The 18,562-nt window shown below is 57.3% G+C and carries 15 protein-coding genes; 8 read left to right on the forward strand and 7 right to left on the reverse strand.

Going from position 1 to position 18,562, the window contains the following annotated elements; genetic code table 11:
* Positions 1-291: 291 nt before the first annotated feature.
* Together ACKGJP_RS31525 and ACKGJP_RS31530 are read right to left on the reverse strand one after the other, a co-directional pair.
* Positions 292-1,497, reverse strand: a complete 1,206-nt coding sequence (locus tag ACKGJP_RS31525) for a glycoside hydrolase family 15 protein (RefSeq protein WP_409342700.1) — start codon at positions 1,495-1,497, stop codon at positions 292-294.
* A gap of 186 nt (positions 1,498-1,683) precedes the next feature.
* Entirely contained in the window at positions 1,684-2,019 is a 336-nt protein-coding gene (locus ACKGJP_RS31530; RefSeq protein ID WP_409342701.1) for a hypothetical protein, read from the reverse strand.
* 156 nt (positions 2,020-2,175) lie between these two features.
* Between ACKGJP_RS31530 and ACKGJP_RS31535 the strand changes: the two genes are divergently transcribed.
* Positions 2,176-2,955 carry a hypothetical protein gene (locus tag ACKGJP_RS31535; protein WP_409342702.1) on the forward strand — a complete coding sequence of 260 codons (780 nt, stop codon included), beginning with the start codon at positions 2,176-2,178 and terminating at the stop codon, positions 2,953-2,955.
* Here ACKGJP_RS31535 and ACKGJP_RS31540 read toward each other — a convergent pair.
* From ACKGJP_RS31540 to ACKGJP_RS31555, 4 genes are all read right to left on the reverse strand, one after another.
* Positions 2,952-4,823 (reverse strand): ABC transporter ATP-binding protein, encoded by a 1,872-nt coding sequence (locus tag ACKGJP_RS31540; protein WP_409342703.1) that lies wholly within the window; start codon positions 4,821-4,823, stop codon positions 2,952-2,954. The two genes, ACKGJP_RS31535 and ACKGJP_RS31540, sit on opposite strands and share 4 nt — an antisense overlap.
* Positions 4,824-4,889: 66 nt before the next feature.
* Complete coding sequence (gene yyaC / locus ACKGJP_RS31545; RefSeq protein ID WP_409342704.1) at positions 4,890-5,441, reverse strand: spore protease YyaC; 552 nt, start codon at positions 5,439-5,441, stop codon at positions 4,890-4,892.
* A 169-nt stretch (positions 5,442-5,610) separates the two neighbouring features.
* Positions 5,611-6,675, reverse strand: a complete 1,065-nt coding sequence (locus tag ACKGJP_RS31550; protein WP_409342705.1) for an acyltransferase — start codon at positions 6,673-6,675, stop codon at positions 5,611-5,613.
* A gap of 142 nt (positions 6,676-6,817) precedes the next feature.
* Complete coding sequence (locus ACKGJP_RS31555) at positions 6,818-7,108, reverse strand: small, acid-soluble spore protein, alpha/beta type (RefSeq protein WP_409342706.1); 291 nt, start codon at positions 7,106-7,108, stop codon at positions 6,818-6,820.
* Between the two features lie 184 nt (positions 7,109-7,292).
* Between ACKGJP_RS31555 and ACKGJP_RS31560 the strand changes: the two genes are divergently transcribed.
* Entirely contained in the window at positions 7,293-9,473 is a 2,181-nt protein-coding gene (locus ACKGJP_RS31560; protein WP_409342707.1) for an ABC transporter transmembrane domain-containing protein, read from the forward strand.
* Between the two features lie 12 nt (positions 9,474-9,485).
* On the opposite strand, the gene ACKGJP_RS31565 is transcribed toward ACKGJP_RS31560, so the two are convergent.
* Positions 9,486-10,088 (reverse strand): SET domain-containing protein, encoded by a 603-nt coding sequence (locus ACKGJP_RS31565; RefSeq protein WP_409342708.1) that lies wholly within the window; start codon positions 10,086-10,088, stop codon positions 9,486-9,488.
* A 175-nt stretch (positions 10,089-10,263) separates the two neighbouring features.
* Here ACKGJP_RS31565 and ACKGJP_RS31570 point away from each other — a divergent pair, with 175 nt between their 5' ends.
* The 6 genes from ACKGJP_RS31570 (at position 10,264) to ACKGJP_RS31595 (ending at position 18,545) form a co-directional block, all read left to right on the forward strand.
* Positions 10,264-10,938, forward strand: a complete 675-nt coding sequence (locus ACKGJP_RS31570; RefSeq protein ID WP_409342709.1) for a response regulator transcription factor — start codon at positions 10,264-10,266, stop codon at positions 10,936-10,938.
* Between the two features lie 2 nt (positions 10,939-10,940).
* The gene (locus tag ACKGJP_RS31575) at positions 10,941-12,185 is read left to right on the forward strand and encodes a sensor histidine kinase (RefSeq protein WP_409342710.1); all 1,245 of its coding nucleotides are present in this window, start codon (positions 10,941-10,943) and stop codon (positions 12,183-12,185) included.
* 404 nt (positions 12,186-12,589) lie between these two features.
* A complete protein-coding gene (locus tag ACKGJP_RS31580) occupies positions 12,590-14,017 on the forward strand; it encodes an ABC transporter substrate-binding protein (protein ID WP_409342711.1) in 1,428 nt (475 codons plus the stop codon).
* Positions 14,007-14,699, forward strand: a complete 693-nt coding sequence (locus tag ACKGJP_RS31585; protein ID WP_409342712.1) for an ABC transporter ATP-binding protein — start codon at positions 14,007-14,009, stop codon at positions 14,697-14,699. Before ACKGJP_RS31580 ends, ACKGJP_RS31585 begins: the two co-directional genes overlap by 11 nt.
* A complete protein-coding gene (locus ACKGJP_RS31590; protein WP_409342713.1) occupies positions 14,653-15,750 on the forward strand; it encodes an efflux RND transporter periplasmic adaptor subunit in 1,098 nt (365 codons plus the stop codon). The genes ACKGJP_RS31585 and ACKGJP_RS31590 overlap by 47 nt, the downstream gene beginning before the upstream one ends.
* On the forward strand, positions 15,750-18,545 hold the full coding sequence (locus ACKGJP_RS31595; protein WP_409347305.1) for an FtsX-like permease family protein: 2,796 nt from the start codon (positions 15,750-15,752) through the stop codon (positions 18,543-18,545). Before ACKGJP_RS31590 ends, ACKGJP_RS31595 begins: the two co-directional genes overlap by 1 nt.
* The last annotated feature ends 17 nt before the right edge of the window (positions 18,546-18,562 follow it).

Here is an 18,562-nt window from a genome sequence, read left to right on the forward strand (position 1 = left end):
TAGAACGTGCGCAAACGAAATAAAACGGAGTGAAGCAAAAAAATCGCGGTCCCGATACGCAAGAAACGGCGAAAAACAAAAACCGGCCAAGCGAATTCGCTTGCCGGCAGCCATTGGCGGCGTGATTTGGGATTTGGAACGCTCCGGAGGAACGTTCGTTTTTTGAACATGACGTTCGTTTTTGATCAGACGCACCTTATGCCGGGCCTTGACGATTACGTAAATGTTCGTCTTGCACAAATCATTTGCGGTTATGCGCGATCTTCCCGTTCGCAGGGCCGCATGCGTGCCTTACGAGTCGCGCGAGGCGCGATCAAGAGCTTCCACGGCGAGAATGTACATCGCGCTGCTCCAGCCAAGCGGCGTATTCGGGTTCGGCTCCGCCGTTCCGGCGAAAAAGAGTTCGGGCAGGACTCCGGGCGCGACCATCGCCCGTTCCGTCCGCCGAACGTATTCGGCCGCCTTCTCCTTGTCTCCGAGCTCCAGCCAGCACAGCGCCAGCCACGGCAGTCCGAACGTCCACTCCGCTTCGGAGCCTTCGTAGAAGGCAAGGTCTTGCCCGCGGCCATGCTGGCTTTCCAGCACGCTGAAATAGCTGTCGCCGCTGTAGCGGATGAGGCCGCGATCCCGAAGCAGCCGCTCCTCCGCTTGACGAACGATGGCTTCTCCCCGTTCCCCGGTAAATAACCGGTACGGGTAGACCAGGCTTAGCTGCGCCAAGTCCGCCGTCTTCGTCTCGCTTTCGCGCGGGTATAGCGTCTTGAGCGCTTCGCGCCCGAGCCCGATCAGCGGCTGCGGCACCTGGACTAGACGCTCCACCGCAGCAAGCCCCGCAACGCATGCGCCGATCGAAGAAGCGTGGAGCTCGCGTCCCTCCTCCCACATGCCGTTATCCGGATCGCGCCAGTATTCGACCCGCTCCAAATAACGGACAAGCTTGCTTACCAGCTCCAAGTCCTTCACGCTGCGGATGACCTGTCTGCCCTTCGCCTCCCCGATTCCGATCCCGAACAAAATCGCGCCGATCATGTCGTGCTGCACATGACCCCAAGGCTCCGAATGAATTTCCCGCACGTCGTTGGACGAGTAACGCGCATGCAGGTATTCCCATTCGTAAACCGGCTTTTGCACGGCGATCAAATCGAGCTTCCATTCGTATTCCTTCAACAAATCCAGTATGCGGTGAAACGCTTTCTCATACGTCCCGTTCGGCTTATCCAGGTATGGCAGCGACATGTATACGCTGTCCCGAAGCCAAACAAAGCGGTAATGATCCGACGTGCTTGCCAGGTACAGACCGTGAGGCAGCCTCAGACGATCCAGCACCTCATAGCTCTCCCGTATCATAAGCGTACCCTCCTGCGCTTGTATGAGTCCCGGCGCGGCGCCTTCTACATCATGTGCAGGAGCAGGCGGATTCGTCCCTACTTTACGCAAAAATAAATACTTTTTCGTTATGTACGCATAAACCGGATTCGGCATGCCAAGCAAGAACAAGCCCGGCTGCGTCTCCCGAACTCCAGGAATGTCCCTTTCGCAAACTCGCTTCCTCTCTCTCCTGTCCCGAACAACAAAAAAAGCTCCCCTCCGCCGTATTCCCGGCTTGTGGACAGCTATCGCTTCAAGATCTTCAATAGGGCTGCTGCAAAGCGAAAGCTTGTCCGCTTCCGCCAAACGCCAAAACTAACCGGACTCCGGCATCGTTTCTTCGAACGTAATCATAAACGCGTTCCACGCGTCGTGCGGAGACGCCAGCAGGCCATCCCGCTGTTTCACCTTGCGGTACTGGTTGCTCAGCCATTCCTCCTGCGGATTGCTCACCCGGTACGGCTCGCTCACGCCGCGCGCGTCATCCCAGGCACACTCCACCCCTTGTCCGCCCGCGTCCCCCCGGTACATTTTACAGCCTCCGCAGAACGTTTTCGTATGCTTCGCATCAAGCGTAACGACCTTATTCCGCAAACAGCAGTATACGCGCCCGTTTTCGTCAGCCATGTTTATATGATTGATCATCGTCATATGCTTCATCTCCTCGTTCCCAATACTCTGTTCAACAGGTAATATAAAGTATATGAGCGAAACGTTAAAAAGAGGCTCGAATTTTGTAAACGGAAAATATTTTTTTTGTAACGCGTCAATGAATAGTAACCGGATGCCGGAAGGTGGAGAAAGATTGTGACCGGACGCCAAATAACGCTCTGCAGCCTGGCGGCTGCCGGGGTGCTGCTCGTGGCGTTCGCATTCTATGCGGACAGAGCAAACCACCCGATTCGTCCCGATGCGGAGAAGGAAACGGCCTTGCAGCGGCAGGAAACCGCGAAAAATAAACCGAACGCCGCCCCCATCGCCAAAGAAGCGAAGACGGGAGCGGCGCTGTACGCCTCGGAAGAGCAAGGCGGCATGTATGAGAATTTGATTTTGCAGGTAAACGGCGGCTCGCTCCATACCACCTGGTCGAACGAAATCAACCCGAGCTTCGCGCCGGAAATATACGCCCTCGACTTGAACAAGGACGGACGGGACGAGCTGCTCATCCTGATCACGACAGGTCATGGAACAGGCGTCCGCGAAAGCTGGGCACATGCGATCGATCCGGAGAAGCTGGCCGAAATAGCTGTCGACAACCCGGTCGAAGCCGTCCGCAAGCATATTCAATCGAAGGTTACGACCGCCGAGGTTTCCGTCTCGGTCGGCCCCGGCGGAACGCCGATGCGGATCGATCCGGAAACGATAGCCGCGGAACCCGCCAACTGGTTCGACAAGCTGGCATTCGGCAGCATCGTCCGCTTCGAAATCAGGAATAACGAGCTGGTTGCCGAAATTCCCGCCCAGCTATCCCCGGCCGATTTCATCGGGGAAGCCACGCTTACGTACGACTATCGGAACGGGCGCTACTCGCCTTACCGCATCGAATTTACAAGCGGGAACGCCTCTACGATGCTCTTGCTGGATTAGCTGCTTGGTTCAAGTCCCGCAGACGACACGCTTTGCTCCTCCACTTTGGCGAACTGCGTATGATACAGTCTCGCATACAACCCGTCCCTAGCCAATAGCTCGGCATGCGTACCCTGTTCGGCGATGCGCCCGTTCTCGAGGGCGATAATGCTGTCGGCGGCCAGCACCGTCGACAGCCGATGGGCGATGACGATCGTCGTCCGTCCCTGCATGAGCTCCTCGAGCGCCGCCTGCACGAACGCTTCCGATTCGGAATCGAGATGAGAGGTCGCCTCGTCAAGCACCAGCACGCCGGGGTTGCGCAAGATCGCGCGCGCAATCGCGAGCCGCTGCCGCTCCCCGCCGGACAGCCGGTGTCCCCTTTCGCCGACCATCGTATCGTAGCCTTCCGGCAAGCCCGCGATCAGCTCGTGAAGATATGCTTTCCGGCACGCCTCCTCGATCTCCGTGTCCGAAGCGTCGTCCTTCGCGAACCGCAAGTTGTCGCGGATCGTCGCGTGGAACAGGAACGATTCCTGCGTGACGAACGCCACCTGCTCGCGCAGCGACTGCAGCGTCACTTGCTTCAGGTCATGGCCGTCCATCTCCACCCGCCCGTCCGTCGGGTCATGCAGTCTGGCCAGCATGCCGATCAGCGTCGTTTTGCCGGCCCCGCTCGGACCGACAAGCGCCATCAGCTGTCCCGGCCGCACCGTAAAGGAAATGTCCTCCAAAGCCGTCTGACCCGGCTTGTAGGCAAAGGAAACGTCCCGGTAAGCAATATTGCCGGCTAGCGGCGGAAGCGGCTTGGCGTCCGGCGTGTCCACGATGTCGGATTTCATGTCCATATATTCATAGATGCGCTGAAACACGCCCAGCGCGGTGGCCACCTCTACGTGCAAATTCAGCAGCGTCGACGTCGGGCCGTACAACCTGCCCACATAAGCGGTGAAAGCGATGATGTCGCCGATCGACATCGTGCCGTCCATCACGCCGAGACCGCCGTACAAATAAATGATCGCCGCCCCGGTCGGCGCCAGCACGCCGACGACGAGTCCGAACCAGCGTCCGACGAGGTTCAGACGCAGCTCGAGTGCCATCACCTTCTCGTTCAGCTCCGAGAACCGCATCTCCTGCGCATGCTCTTTGCCGAAAATGCGCGTCAGCATCGCCCCCGATACGCCGAACGTTTCGCCGAGCTCCGCCGACATTTCGGCCCGCACCCTCTGGGTTTCGGCCTGCAGCTTCTTGCGCGCCCGCGACACCGAGCGAACCGGCAGCACGAACAGCGGCAGGATGACGAGTGAGATTAGGGCGAGCCGCCAATCCAGCTTGAACAGAATGAACAGCGTGGTCGCCATGATGACGATCTGCGTAATCGCATTCACGATCGTTCCCGTCACGACGCCCTGCACCGCCTGCACGTCTCCGGTCAGCCGCTGGATGACTTCCCCCGAGCGGGAATGGGTAAAGAACGACATCGACTGTCTTTGCAAATTACGGAACAGCCCGTGCCGCAAATCCCGCATGACGCTTTGTCCTACCCGGTTATTCATATGGTTCTGCAGAACGCCGAGCAGTCCGCTGAGGAGCGGAAGTCCGACCATTAATCCTACCGCGATCAATAACTGCTTGCGGTCCCCCTGCGGAATCGCGGTATCCACGATGTCGCGCATCACGAGCGGCGGAACAAGACCGATCACCGCGCCGACTAACGCTAGCGCCAAAATAGCCAGCAGCAGCTTCCAATAGGAGCGGAACAAGCCAAAAATACGCGTCAGGCTTACATCCTTCAGCTTCGCCTTCGGCCGGTCGCCCGCCGACAGTCCTTTTCTTCCGCCCATTCCGCCTCCGTACCCTCCGCCGCCCATCATGCCCTCTCCACGCATACGTTTGTCCCCCCTGCTTCGTATATGAGCTTGCGTCCCGCGTTTCTCCCCTACTCTCCTACTCCCCTACTGCCCTCTGCTCTCTCTGTCGTCCTGCGAGAACGCTTCCTGCACCGCCTTGACGATATGCCTCGCCATCATCAGCACTCGATTCAGCGGCGTACGCTGAAGAACGAAAGCCGGATTGCCTTTGTTCTCGCAAACGATCGCAGCGATCGACCAGTCCCCGACCGACGGCAGAGGCCGACCCATCGAGCGTCCCGGCTCGATCGGCTCGCGGGCCAGCCGGTAATAGCCGACGGCTTCCGGCCTGCCCACGCAAGCGTCGACCGCAAGAACGACGGCTCCCGCCGGCACGCGCTGCAGCAGCTTCGGCAGCCGGTCGGCATCGCACGGCTCGGCAAGCGTACCGATAACGTTCGCGTAGCCGGCTTCCGTCAGCAGCGTTCCGGTTAGCGGCCCGAGCGAATCGCCGGACGACCGGTCCGTGCCGATGCAGACGAACCAAAGCTTCGGCGCCTCCACGCCTTCCTCCGCCATCAGCCGGAAGAACGGAAGGAGCCCGTGCTCGCGCACCATTTTTTTACCGCTCAAGCGGACAACCTGTTCCCTAGTCATTCGTCATTCTCCTTTCCGGTCTCCGGCTGTCTTCGGCTTCCTTCGGATGCCTTATGAAGCCTGTATGTAATCGACCATGAAAAAGCCCTTTGCCCGATCCCAGCCAAGCATGGAGGACGGACAGAGGGCTGTCGCTTTATGATCCCGCTATCCGCCATTCCGTTCCGAGCTAGCGTCCGAGCAGTATCCACGAGCCTTTTATTTTTTTGATCAGCGCGATGATCAGCCACGGTACGATTAGCAGCATGATCGTAGACCCGATAGCCGAAAGCTGGTAGGCAAGCGATTCGCCCGGATAGACGAGCATCACTTTCCAATACGACAGCAAGGCCGGATGAATCAAATAAATGCCGAACGACGCCGCGCTGAAGGAAACGATCCATTTCGCCAGCAATGCGGAGCCCTCCATCACCTTGCGCCCGATCCACAGCAGGCTGATGCCCATGCAAATGGCGTAGCAGTGGAACACCCACTCGTAAGCGACCGCGCCGAACGAGATGTTGGTGCGGATCAGCACAAATATGTTGAATAGGCTGTACCCGAACAGCATCGCAAGTCCGAACACCCACCATAGATGCCTGCTCGCATTGCGGAATTTCTCGTAGTTGAGCCCGATCCAACCGCCGATGCAGATGACCGCCGCATAGGTGGATACGAGCGTTCCGCTGTGCTCGAAGGGTTTTACCCAGTGATGGTAAGCGTATACGCCTTCTTGAATGACGATACCGATCAGCCACAAATAGTTGCGAAACCACGCGAACGCTTTGACCAGCGACATGACGATCGGAAACAATAAATAAAACTGCGCGATGATGACGATGAAATACAGATGATAGCCGACATCCGCCCATTGCAGCTTTTTGGCAAAGTCGAGCCAGTCTATCTTGATCGCCGAGAAATCCATATTGCTGCCAAGCCACTGGTAGTACACATAATAGAAGAACATCCAGATCAAATACGGCACGATAACGTACTGCAGCCGCTTCCGGTAAAAATTGAACGCCTCGCGCGCATTCCAGCCCGCTTCATACCGGTAAAACATGACGAGCGCACTTATCATCAGAAAGACGGGCACCGCAAAATTGCTCAGCTTGTTAATCAGCAGAAAAACCACCTGCGAGCGGCTGCCGAACGGAATTTCGACCGTCGCATCCGCGGTCCCATGTATGAGAAGAACTGCCAAAATCGCGACAGCCCGGACGAAATCGAGCTCCACGATCCTACCTTTACCCATGCGAACCTACTCCCTAATATGTAACGATTGACAAAGCACCTTCTATTGTAACCGTTTTTGCGGCCGTATGCCAGAATAGAAATAAGCAAACAATACAAAAAGCCCGAACCTGACCGGCGTCCGAGCCCGCTGCCCTGCATGGTTATCGTCCCGAATTCGAGATCTGCTGCTTCGCCAGCTTGATCATTTCCCTTACCATGGATCCTCCGATTTGCCCGCCTATTTTGCCTGCGGACTCCGTCGTCAGTTGACCGTTGCCGCCTTGACTGAGCGGAATGCCCATGGAACGCGCCACCTCGTATTTCACCTGATCAGGCTGATTAGGATCGACTTGATACCCTTCTTTGCGCATAACCTCCGCCATAAACCGCCGCATGCCTTGCTCCGCTTCGGGAACGAGAAGCCGGTTGCCACTCCTTCTTCTTCTAGCCACTGCACTCACCTCCTTAAGGACAGGTTGCCCCAGAAGAACAGGGATATGCATAAAAAGCGGCATGAAATCGAAAGCGTCCCTATCGATAGCCGGGAATCCCCGAAATTGTCTTTCATTAATCCGTTTATAGCCCTTATACTTTTAAGTAGTGAATTGCTTTCGCCATTTCGAGAGGAGCCCCCCGATGTTTGCCTTTTTACGTCGCATCGTTCAAATGTTTCGCCCCTACAAGCTTCATACTGCCCTGCTTATGCTTGCGCTGTTAATCGACTTGGCCTTCGAAACGTTTATGCCCTTAAGCTTTAAGTTCGTAATCGACTTCGCAATCGTGCCTCAGAACAGCGCCAATCTTCTTCTCATCCTTGCATCGCTCGTATCCGGCGCGGCCGTCGCTTCTCTCGCAGGCGTCTTCCGGGACAAGCTGTATGCTTCCATGGGCTCGTCGGTCATGAAGGATTTGCACCTTAAGCTGTTCCGCCATTTGCAGAAGCTCTCGATGGATTTTTACTCAAGAACGAAGGCGGGGGATATATTGGCCCGCTTCAATACCGACTTGACGGCGATCGACAATCTGATCATGCTGTTGCCTTACGGTATCCTCTCCTTTATCGGGCTCCTCTTTAACGTTATTCTTCTATTTATCTTACAGTGGAAGCTCGCGCTCTTTGCAGTGATCGGACTCCCGGTCTGTTTGGTCGGGCCGAAGCTGATCGGCGGACGGGCTTCGGATACGAGCTACCGGCTGAAGGAAGAGCAAGCGGCGGTTACGGCTTCGGTTCAGGAAAATATCGCCGCCCAGCCTGTCATTCAAGCATTCGGCCTGCAGCAGCCGATGATCCGGAGCTTCACCGAGCAAATGCTGCGTTATCTGAAAGTATCTTCCTCCGCGAATTATTACACGTTCTTGATCGACCGCACGACGAACATCGGCGTGATTATCCTGAATTTGATCGCCATTTGCATAGGCTCGATTCTCGCCTTTCAAGGGCATCTGACGATCGGCTCGCTCCTCGCCTTCAATGCGATCCTGCTCAGCATCAGCCATCTGATCGGCGCCGTAACCTGGCTTGCGCCGCAGCTTGTCCAGGCTGTCGCAGGGTTAAGACGTATTGACGAGCTGCTCGGCGAACAGCCTTCCGTCTCGGACGGGACGGCAATGAACGCTATTCCCCCGCTTCAGAACGGCATTTCGTTCCGCGACGTTTCGTTCAGCTACAAAACGGGGCAAATCAGTCTCCAGAAAGTGACCCTGGATATTCCGAAAGGAAGCTACGCGGCATTCGTCGGCGTAAGCGGCTCGGGCAAAAGCACGATCATCAATCTGCTGATGCGCTTCTACGATCCGACCGAGGGCAAGCTGCTGTTCGACGGCGTCGATTACCGCGAAATCCGGCTTGATCAGCTCCGCGGGCAAATCGGCATTGTGTTTCAGGAAAACTTCCTGTTCGATACGTCCATTCGGGAAAACATTCGGATGGGCAAGCCCGGCGCTACGGATGAGGAAATCGAGCAAGCCGCCAAAGCCGCGGAAATTCACGACTTCATCCTCCAGCTGCCGGAAGGCTACGAAACGCATGTAGGGGAACGCGGCGGGCGTCTGTCCGGCGGCCAAAGACAGCGTATGGCGATAGCGCGCTCCTTGCTGCGAGATCCCGCCATTCTTATTCTCGATGAAGCGACGTCGGCGCTCGATCCTTCCACGGAGGCTGCGATCAACGAAACGCTGCTGCAGCTGGCCGGCACGCGTACGATCGTCTCGGTTACCCATCGTCTGGCCTCCGCCCAGCATGCGGACCGTATTTACGTCCTCGGGCAAGGCCGGATCATCGAGGAAGGCACCCACGACGAGCTCCTTCAGCTGGGGAACGGCGCCTATAAGACCTCCTGGCAGAAGCAAAGCGGCTTTTCCATCAGCGACGACGGTTTCAACGCGGAAATCAATCCGGAACGGCTGCGGAGCATTCCTCTTCTTGCGGATATGGATCTTGACTTCCTTGAAGAAATTTCCCACTATTTCGTTACGGAGTCCTACGGCAAAAACCGACCTATCATCGAGGAGGGAGACGCCGGAGACAAATTTTATATGATCGTGAGAGGACAAGTGGAAGTGCTCAAAAAAACCGCTTCACAGGATATGGAGCCTGTGGCGGTTTTGAGCGACGGCGACTTTTTCGGGGAAATCGCCTTGTTGTATAACGTTCCTCGTTCGGCCACCGTCCGTTCCCTGACTCCGGTCGTCTGCATGACTCTGCAGCGGGGCTTGTTCCAGCGTCTGATAAACAAGGCGCCCCATCTCCGCGAGCGTCTGGCTATCAGGGAACGTCTGCAGGAGCAGACGGCAAAAGCCGTACCCGTCAGTTCGTGAGGATAGCGGCCTTTAAGGAATCGCCACTTCCCCTGCATAGTAAATCGCCGTAATCGAGTCGAGCGGCTCGCGGTGCTCCGCAACCGCCTCCAGTTTGCGGCGAAATTCGCTGCGAACCAGATGCCCGAGCGGCTGATCCACATGGTTGAAATGCGCGAACGCTTCCCAAGCCAGCTTGTCCCAATAATCCGCGTAACGGAGTAAATCGTCCGGCATGACGCGTACCCTGTCCGTCCCTTCTTCGGGAAAGCAGTCGAAGGGCACATCGACGTTCAGCGTACCGTAATCGTCCGTCAGCTGTTCGCCGGGATAGATGTCTCGGGCAGCCAGTTCGATTTCATAGGCCGTACCGACGCAGTTGGCATGGAAGCTATGGTTGACGTACTTGCCGATGTCCCAGCATAGGATATACTGCCCATGCTGATTGCGATATGAATATTTGAGCACCGGGGCTTTCCGCCGTTCGTCAAGCGAATGGACGTGGGAAGCCTCTAATAGTTGATCCAAATCATCGAGCGCCCATGTAATCGTACCTTTCGGGATGAATTTCGTCGCAAATACGCCAAAACCGATCTGATCGTTAATATACCGGAGCTCCGTATCCGGGTGCATCATGGGCATCGCCTCTTCTGTCAAAAAGTGATATATTTCCAATACTAACAATCTATCCGCTTACAGTAAATATCGAATTTTGCTGCTGAAATCAAAGAAGATTTTAAGCTGGTTCGTTTATTGTAGTTTTGGAGAAGCAAAGAGAATCGGTCTGAAATAAAACGACGGAGGGGAATGTATGAAGGTGCTTGTCGTAGAGGATGACAAGTGGCTTTTGCACGCGATAAGTACGGTTTTCGCGGAAGAATCGTATCAGGTCGATACGGCCGATAACGGCGACGACGGCTTGCATTTGGCCGAACAAGGCCTTTACGATCTGATCGTGCTCGACATCATGCTTCCCGGAGCCAGCGGCATTTGGATCGTTCGGGAGCTCCGTTACAAGCAAATCAAAACGCCCGTTCTGCTGCTGACCGCCAAGGACAGCGTAGAGGATAGGGTCAAAGGGCTGGATGCCGGAGCGGACGATTATTTGATCAAGCCCTTCGCCGTTCCGGAGCTGCTGGCAAGGGCGAGAGCGCTGCTCCGCCGGAACGAGGTGACGGCCGGAGACGGCGACCTGTATTGCGGCCAGCTGACGTTAAAGCCGAAGCTGCAGGACGGATTTATCCGGGACATGCCGCTCAGGCTTACCGCCAAAGAGTACGAGCTGCTTGAATATTTGGTCATCAACCGGGAGCAGATCGTCACCCGCGAGCAAATGTTCGACCGCGTATGGGGCTTCGACTCGGAAGCCGCTTCAGGCGCTGTCGATCTGTACGTGCATTACGTGCGCAAGAAAATGGCTCCGCACGGCATCGAGAGCCTGATCCAGACGGTACGAGGCGTCGGGTATATGATGAAGGGGAAATGAGCATGTTTCGCAAAACGTTAGTCCAGCTGACGCTGCGCAATGCGGCAGTCTTCCTGTTCATTTTGATCGTCTTGAGCGGGACGCTCTATTTCTTCATGAAGCAGCAGCTGTTTCAGCGGGTCGACGAGCAGCTGCGAGAGTCCATGGACAACTTTCAAGTAGGCTCCCTCTCGACCGGCGCCTACTATATCTCGCTTCCGGTCAAGGACCGGAACAGCTACTTCTTGATGTATAATACGCAGGGCAAGCTCGTTAGCCCCCTGCCGCAGCAGGATGTGCTGCCCGACAACTACGTGGCCGCCTTCAAGGCCGCTTTGTCATCATCAAGCATTCAAACCGTGACGGTGAGCAATCAAGGCTTCCGGGTGCTGCCCAAATCCGTCCAGAACGGATTGTCCTCGGCCAACGGGATCAGCGGCTACGTTATCGCCTCGAACATTACGCCCGAGCTGGAGATGCTCGCCAATCTGCGCATGCTGCTGCTTATCGGCGGCTTGACCGGAGGACTTATTGCCGTGGCTGCCGGCTTTTATTTGGCTCAGCGTGCTTTGCGGCCGATCCGCAACTCCTGGGACAATCAGCAGCGGTTCGTCGCCGACGCCTCCCATGAGCTGAGAACGCCGCTTGCCGTCATTCGCGCGCATACGGAGCTGCTGCTCCGCCATCCTAACCGTACGATCGAGCAAGAAAGCGAGTACGTGCATACGATCTTGAAGGTTTCGCGGCGCATGAACAAGCTGGTGGACGACCTGCTGACGCTCGCGCGGTCGGACTCGAACCAGCTGGAGCTGCGCATGGCACGGGTACGGCTGGACTCGCTCTGCGAGGAAGCGGCGAAGCCGTTCGCCGATCTCGCCGAACTGAAGGAAATCGTGCTGGAAACGGATATTCAGCGCGGCATGATGGCGCAAGCCGATGAAGAGCGGCTGCACCAGCTTTTAGTCGTTTTGCTGGACAATGCGCTCAAATATACGCCGGAACGGGGACTCGTCCGCTTGACGTGCCGCCAAACGGGCCACTCCGCAGTCATCGCCGTGGAGGATACCGGGCTCGGCATCTCCAAGGAAGATTTGCCTCATATTTTCGACCGTTTCTATCGCGGAGACAAGGTACGTTCCCATAACGACGGCGGGACCGGCCTCGGCTTGTCCATCGTGAAGTGGATCGTCGAGAAGCACCGCGGCGAAATTACGGTCGAAAGCAAGCCCTACGCCGGGACGAAAATGACGGTGAGGCTCCCGTTGTAATAGATACCGGTACGGACGTATAACGAGAAATATGCCGACTGCCAAAGCAGTCGGTTATTTGCATGCGGTTAATTGTGGCAACTGAGCCTATTCCAGGCTTCGGTATACACCGTTTGCGGGGAGAAAATGCACGTTTGTCTTACGCCGCCAAAGTCGAAAGTCAGAAAACAGGTAATGTTTGATAGGCATGGCCATGAACGGCTTATACGATAGAGCACCCTAGTCAGAAATTCCATGCGACAGGTTGTTTACAAAATATCGTGTATAGCTTGAATAGGTTTGAAAAGCATCTTGAAGGCTTCACCCGCCATTAATGTTCCTTTAAGCTTCTCAAATCGTTTTCCAAAAATAGGCGCCCATACTGGGAGACGAGTTCGATAAACGAAAGGTTCGGTGATGGCAGCGTGTCACATATCTACAAGAGTAAATTCCGTATAGCTTCGGGTTTTCTGCTGGCTTCCGCTATGGTCGTTTCGGGGTGTTCCGGCGGAGCGGACGGCGGCAAAACGGGGTTCAAGCCCCTCGGCAAAGATGAGAAAGCTGCGCTGAAAGTCGCTTTTTTCGATGAACAGGCGTTCGATGCGATGTACGGGAACGTGTTTCGCGCCAAGTATCCCGGTATCGAGGTGGAAGTCGTTTCCACGCGGGAAGCGTCGACCGGTCAAGATCCGGTTCAGGCGATGAAAAAGCTGATCGACGAGCAAAAGCCGGATGTCACGGTGCTGTCCCAGGAGCAGTATGCCTCCTTGTCTGCGGAAGGGCTTCTTTACGATTTGGAGCCGGTCGTCAAGCAGGACAAGTTCGACATCGAGAACGTCAGCCCGTCCGTCGTCGACGCCCTGCGAACGCTGGGAGGCGGCAAGCTGAACGGCCTAGCCCCGTCCTTCGATACGCAGGCCGTCTATTACAACAAAGATTTGTTCGCCAAGTACGGAATCCCGCTTCCGGCCGACAAAATGTCATGGGAGCAGTTTCTGCAGCTTGCGCAGCGTTTTCCGGCGGACGGGCAAGGTGACGACCGCATTTACGGGCTTTTTCAAGACGAGCAGGTGACGAACCCGTTCGACCTCGCCTCCATGATGGGCGCTTCCAAAGGATTGACCTACGTCAACCCCGATACGGGCGCCGTCACGATCGATACGAAGGAATGGAAGCAGGTAGTACAGGCGGTCGCGGACAGTTACAAGTCCAAGAAAGTGTTCCAGCCCGAAGGGCCCAGCCAGGACAACAACGGCAAAATGGCGATACGGATCGGCCCGGATACGTTCAAGGCGCATAAGTTTTTAGGCGGGAAAGCGGCCATGATGCTGCAAAACACGATGACCAAGGATATGTTCGACATCTCCGCCAAAATGGGCGGCGATACGAAACCGTTCGAGTGGGGCGTCGTGACCATCCCCGTCGACCCGAGCAATCCGGATGTGACGAGCAGGTTTTCGATGAACCAGATCTATGCCGTAACGGCGCAGGCCGCGAACGTATCCGCCGCTTGGGAGCTCGTCAAATTCATCAATGGCGCGGGCGACGGCAAAAGCAGCGGAGGCATGATGATCGGCGGAGGCACGTCGTCGCGTCTGACCGGCAGCAAAACGAAAGACGGCAAAAGCTTGGAGGCCTTCTATACGCTGAAGCCGAATCCGGCGCTGCTGACGCAAAAATATCCGCAAGGTTTCGCTAGCGCGTTCAATACGATCACGGCGGCTGAAATGAAAGCGGTGCTCGGCGGCAGCAAAACGGTGGACGATGCGCTTAAAGCGATGCAAACGCAAGGACAAGAAGCGTACGACAAAGCGAAACTCGCGGAGCAGAAGGCGTCGTCCGATGGAAAATAACGAGCCCTTGCTTCGCATCCGCGATGTGGAGCGCACGTTCGGAGCCGGTACGACCGCCGTCCGCGTCCTGAAGGGAATCAGCGCCGACATTCACGCCCGGCAGCTGATCGTGCTGAAGGGCCGTTCGGGCTCCGGCAAAACGACGCTGCTCAATTTGCTCGGCGGGCTCGACGCCCCGTCTGACGGACAAATTTGGTTCGGCGGCTCGCCGCTTCATGCATGGAACGACGAGCAGCGGACACGGCTGAGGAGGCAGCGGATCGGATTCATTTTTCAAGCTTACGCCCTTCTCCCGCTACTATCCGCTTATGAGAACGTAGAACTGTCGCTGCGGCTCGCGGGAACGCCCAAAGCCGAATGGAAGAAACGGATTGCGGACGCGTTCGAGCTTGTAGGCCTCGCCAAACGAATGCACCACCGGCCCTTCGAGCTGTCCGGCGGCGAGCAGCAGCGGGTCGCCATCGCCAAGGCGATCGTGCACCGCCCTACCCTGCTGCTGGCCGATGAGCCGACGGCCGAGCTCGATTCCCGGACTAGCGCGCAGGTGATGTCCGTATTCCGCCATATGCTGGACACGGAACCGATCACGATTTGTATGACGACTCACGATCCGACCACGATGGAGGCTGCAGATCATGTTTATGAGATGGTTGACGGCACGTTTCGCGCGAACCCCGAATGACCGGAAGCAGGCGCTCCGGCTGCGTGCGGCGGCTCGGTTATCGCTTGCCGCGGCCGGCTTGCTCGTCGTATCCGGGTGCTCGCTGCTGCCGCAGGAGCCGGCAAGGGAGTCACTCCCGACGATTCGTCCGCCCAAAATTTCGCAAAAACCGGAATACCCCGTGACGAAAGGAATGCTCGAGCTGAAGGCGAGCGGAACCGGCAAGCTGATGTCACTGAGCGAGGAGCCGCTCTATTTTACGGAAGACGGCCGGCGTATCCAAGCGCTGCATGTCAAAAGCGGAGATACCGTACAGAAAGGCCAGTTAATTGCAGAGCTCGAAATGAGCGATCTAGAGGCGCAAATCCGCCAGAAGGACATTCAGGTGGCCAAGGCGGAAATCGATTTGAAGGAAGCGCTGCGCAAGGAGAACGAGCAGAATGCGTCGCTGCTGGCCAAGCAGCGGATGGACTACGAGCTGTCCCGCGAGGAGCTGGCGCGCATGAAGGAGCGGCTGGCCAAAGGGCGGCTGACCGCTCCCTACGCAGGGACGATCGTATCCTTGCCCGTCAAGCAAGGCGACATGGCCCGCGCCTACGACGAGGTAGCAGTGCTCGCCGATTTGACCCGCCTGACGGTTGCCGCCAAATTCGGCTCCGACGATCTAAAGTCGGTGGCGGTCGGCATGGACGTTACGGTGGACATTAACACGGCCGGCACGCATCAGGGCAAGGTCAAGCGTCTGCCGGTCAATGCTTCTTCGGATTCCGGAAGCGGCAGCGGCAAATCGGACGATTCGCCGGACGATTACGTCCTGATCGAGCTGGATAAGCCCGTCTCCGGACTCAATCGCGGCACCCCGCTGACCGCATCGATCGTCACGCAAAGGAAAGAGAATGCGCTGTCGATTCCGCTGGCCGCGCTGCGCACGCAGAACGCGCGCAATTATGCCCTCGTCTCCGACGGCAAGGGCGGCAAAGGGGAAGTCGACGTGGAAGTCGGCATGAAGACGTCGACGGACGCAGAGATCGTAAACGGCCTGAAGGAAGGCCAAAAGGTGGTCGGGAAGTGATGCTCCTCTATAAGCTGCTCATGCGAAAAATGTGGAATACGCGCTGGCTGACGCTCAGCGCGCTTGCCGGGCTTATCCTTGCCGTCTCGTTCACGACAAGCATCCCGATGTATGCCGGCGGCTCGCTTAAGCACGCGGCGGCCGAAACGCTCGCGGCCGAAACGAACGGGCTGCCCGCCGGCTCGCTGCTGATCGGCTACCAGGCCTCCGGCAGCGAAAAGCCCGCATCCGGTGCCATAGCCGCCGTCAGTCAGTACGTTACGGAGCAGTTGCCCGGACAAATCGGCGTGCCTGTTGACGCGTACTTCGCCGGCATGTCGCTGAAGAAAGCGCAGCTGTCTCCCGCCGATCCCGCGGCAGCCGGTTCCGGCGGCAAAGTCCGGCAGCTGGAGCTGACCGCTCAGCCCGGCCTCACGGAGCTTATCGACATCGTGAAGGGAAAGGCCCCCGCGGAGCAAGTCCGGGACGGCGTTATCGAGGCGATGGTCTACCAGGAGACGCTGTACCGGTACGATTTGACCGTCGGGGAAACGTACAAGCACACGGTGCAGGATAGTAACGGCGGCAGCGTCACGCTGTCCGTCCGGATCGTCGGAGCGTTCCAGCCGAAAAACCCTTCGGATTTGGCGTGGTTCAAGGGACTGGATGCCCTTACGTCCGCGCTTATCGTGAGCGAACGGGTTTTCGAGGCCGAGCTGACCGGCTCGCGCAAGCTCCCTGTACAGAACGCAAGCTGGTACTATGCGTTCGATCTGCGGAATATCGAAGCCGGCGATTTGCCGGGGCTTATCGCCGCCCTAGAACGGCTCGATACGGAGCTGTTCCGGCTGCTGAAGCAGACGAAGGTAAACCTGACGTTCCTCGAGCTGCTTCAAAAGCTGCACAAACAGAACGTACAGCTGCAAATGCTGCTATTCTCGCTTGCGGCGCCGGTACTGGGGATGATCGTCTATTACATCGTCATGATCGCCAAGCAATCGCTCGGCCGGCAGCAGGCGGAAATCGCCGTACTGCGGAGCAGAGGTGCATCCGCAAGACAGATTGTCGCCCTCTATCTGCTTGAGGGAGCGCTGCTAGGGTTCCTTGCGCTTCTCGCCGGCCCTTTGCTAGGGTGGCTGATGGCCAAGGCGCTCGGTTCGTCGAACGGCTTTCTTGCGTTTGCCCTGCGCAAATCGGTTGCCGTCGACGTGTCGGCGGATGCGCTGCTTTACGGGCTTGCCGCCGTCTTCGTTTCCGTATTCGCGGTGGTGATACCGGCAGCTGCGTACGCCCGCGCCACCATCGTCAGCTACAACCGGAAGAAGGCGCGTTCCGATCGCAGCCCGCTTTGGATGCGCTGGTTTCTCGACGTCGCGCTGCTTGTCCTTACGGTCGCCGGCTGGTACGGCTTCCAATCGCGGCAGTGGCTGACGCTCTCGACGGGAATATCGCAGGATCAGCTGCAAGCGTCCCCGCTGCTCTTTTTTGTTCCGGCTCTGGCTATTTTTGCGCTCGGCCTGTTTGCTCTGCGTTTGTTTCCTTGGCTGCTCCGGCTGCTCGGCAAGCTGGGCAAACGGATTTTGCCCGTACCGCTTTATTTGACGCTTACCCAGCTTTCGCGGTCCGCCGCCCTGTATTACCCGCTCATGCTGCTGCTCGTCCTGACGCTCGGCCTCGGCGTCTATAACGCTTCCGCGGCCCGGACGATCGATCTCAATTCGGTGGAACGGGCGCTGTACCGGTTCGGCGCGGAAGTCGTCATGCAGCCGGAATGGGAAGGAACGCAGGATCAGAGCCAACCGGACGGGAAGCAGTCGAACAAAATATTTTACGACGAGCCGCCGTTCGAGAGCTTCCGTAGTCTGGAAGGCGTGGAAGCGGCCGCAAGGGTGCTGAATACGACGGGCAAAGCGACGATTGCCGGCAAAGCGGCCGGTCAAGTCAGCGTTATGGGCATCGACAATACCGATTTCGCGCGCGTTGCCTGGTACCGAAGCGAGCTGTACGACTATCATCCCTTTCAATACTTGGACCTGCTAGGCTCATACGAGCAAGCCGCTCTCGTCAGCTCGTCCTTCGCGGACAAATACCAGCTCAAGCCCGGAGATCCGTTCACGGTTACGCTCGGTCAGGATAACGCTCCCGTCGAATTCGTAGTGGCCGGCGTCATTCCATACTGGCCTGCATTGTATCCGGACGAGCGGCCTTTCGCGATCGCGAATCTGGACTATATTCACAGCCAAATCGAGCTGGTTCCCTATGAAGTCTGGTTCGACATGAAGCCGGGAGCCAAGGTCGCGCCGATGCTCGAACAGCTGGCCGCCAAGCAGATCGGCGTCTCGGCGGTGAAGGATGTCCGGAACGAGCTGATCGATCAGAAAAACATGCCTACGCAAGGCGGCGTGTTCGGCATACTCAGTATGGGCTTTCTCGTGTCTGCAGCCGTTTCGCTGCTCGGATACATCATGTATTGGTTTTTTACGCTGTCGGGCCGCGTCGTCCAGTTCGGCGTATTACGGGCGATGGGCCTGACCCGCAGGCAGCTGACCGGTATGCTCTTACTGGAGCAATGCTTTACCGCAGGGTTGTCGATTGCGATAGGGATCGGAATCGGGAAATTGACGAGCATGCTGTTCTTGCCCTTCCTGCAAACGTCCGGAGAAGCGGCAAAGCAGGTTCCGCCGTTCCGGATCGTATTCGAAGCGCGGGATACGGTCCAGCTGTATGCGGTCGTATCCGTTATGGCCCTGGCGGGCGCCGTTATGCTGCTCGCCCACATTCGCCGGCTGCGCGTCCATGAAGCGCTTAAGATGTAGCAAGGAGCGTGTTCCGT

The organism is Paenibacillus litoralis, from assembly GCF_046244365.1.
GTDB lineage: Bacteria > Bacillota > Bacilli > Paenibacillales > NBRC-103111 > Paenibacillus_V.

Coding starts and splice junctions, on each gene's coding strand:
- ACKGJP_RS31575 (WP_409342710.1), top strand. CDS start 10,941: ATGTTTCGCAAAACGTTAGTCCAGCTGACGCTGCGCAATGCGGCAGTC.
- ACKGJP_RS31565 (WP_409342708.1), bottom strand. CDS start 10,088: ATGATGCACCCGGATACGGAGCTCCGGTATATTAACGATCAGATCGGT.
- ACKGJP_RS31550 (WP_409342705.1), bottom strand. CDS start 6,675: ATGGGTAAAGGTAGGATCGTGGAGCTCGATTTCGTCCGGGCTGTCGCG.
- ACKGJP_RS31590 (WP_409342713.1), top strand. CDS start 14,653: ATGTTTATGAGATGGTTGACGGCACGTTTCGCGCGAACCCCGAATGAC.
- yyaC (WP_409342704.1), bottom strand. CDS start 5,441: ATGACTAGGGAACAGGTTGTCCGCTTGAGCGGTAAAAAAATGGTGCGC.
- ACKGJP_RS31585 (WP_409342712.1), top strand. CDS start 14,007: ATGGAAAATAACGAGCCCTTGCTTCGCATCCGCGATGTGGAGCGCACG.
- ACKGJP_RS31540 (WP_409342703.1), bottom strand. CDS start 4,823: ATGCGTGGAGAGGGCATGATGGGCGGCGGAGGGTACGGAGGCGGAATG.
- ACKGJP_RS31570 (WP_409342709.1), top strand. CDS start 10,264: ATGAAGGTGCTTGTCGTAGAGGATGACAAGTGGCTTTTGCACGCGATA.
- ACKGJP_RS31560 (WP_409342707.1), top strand. CDS start 7,293: ATGTTTGCCTTTTTACGTCGCATCGTTCAAATGTTTCGCCCCTACAAG.
- ACKGJP_RS31530 (WP_409342701.1), bottom strand. CDS start 2,019: ATGACGATGATCAATCATATAAACATGGCTGACGAAAACGGGCGCGTA.
- ACKGJP_RS31595 (WP_409347305.1), top strand. CDS start 15,750: ATGCTCCTCTATAAGCTGCTCATGCGAAAAATGTGGAATACGCGCTGG.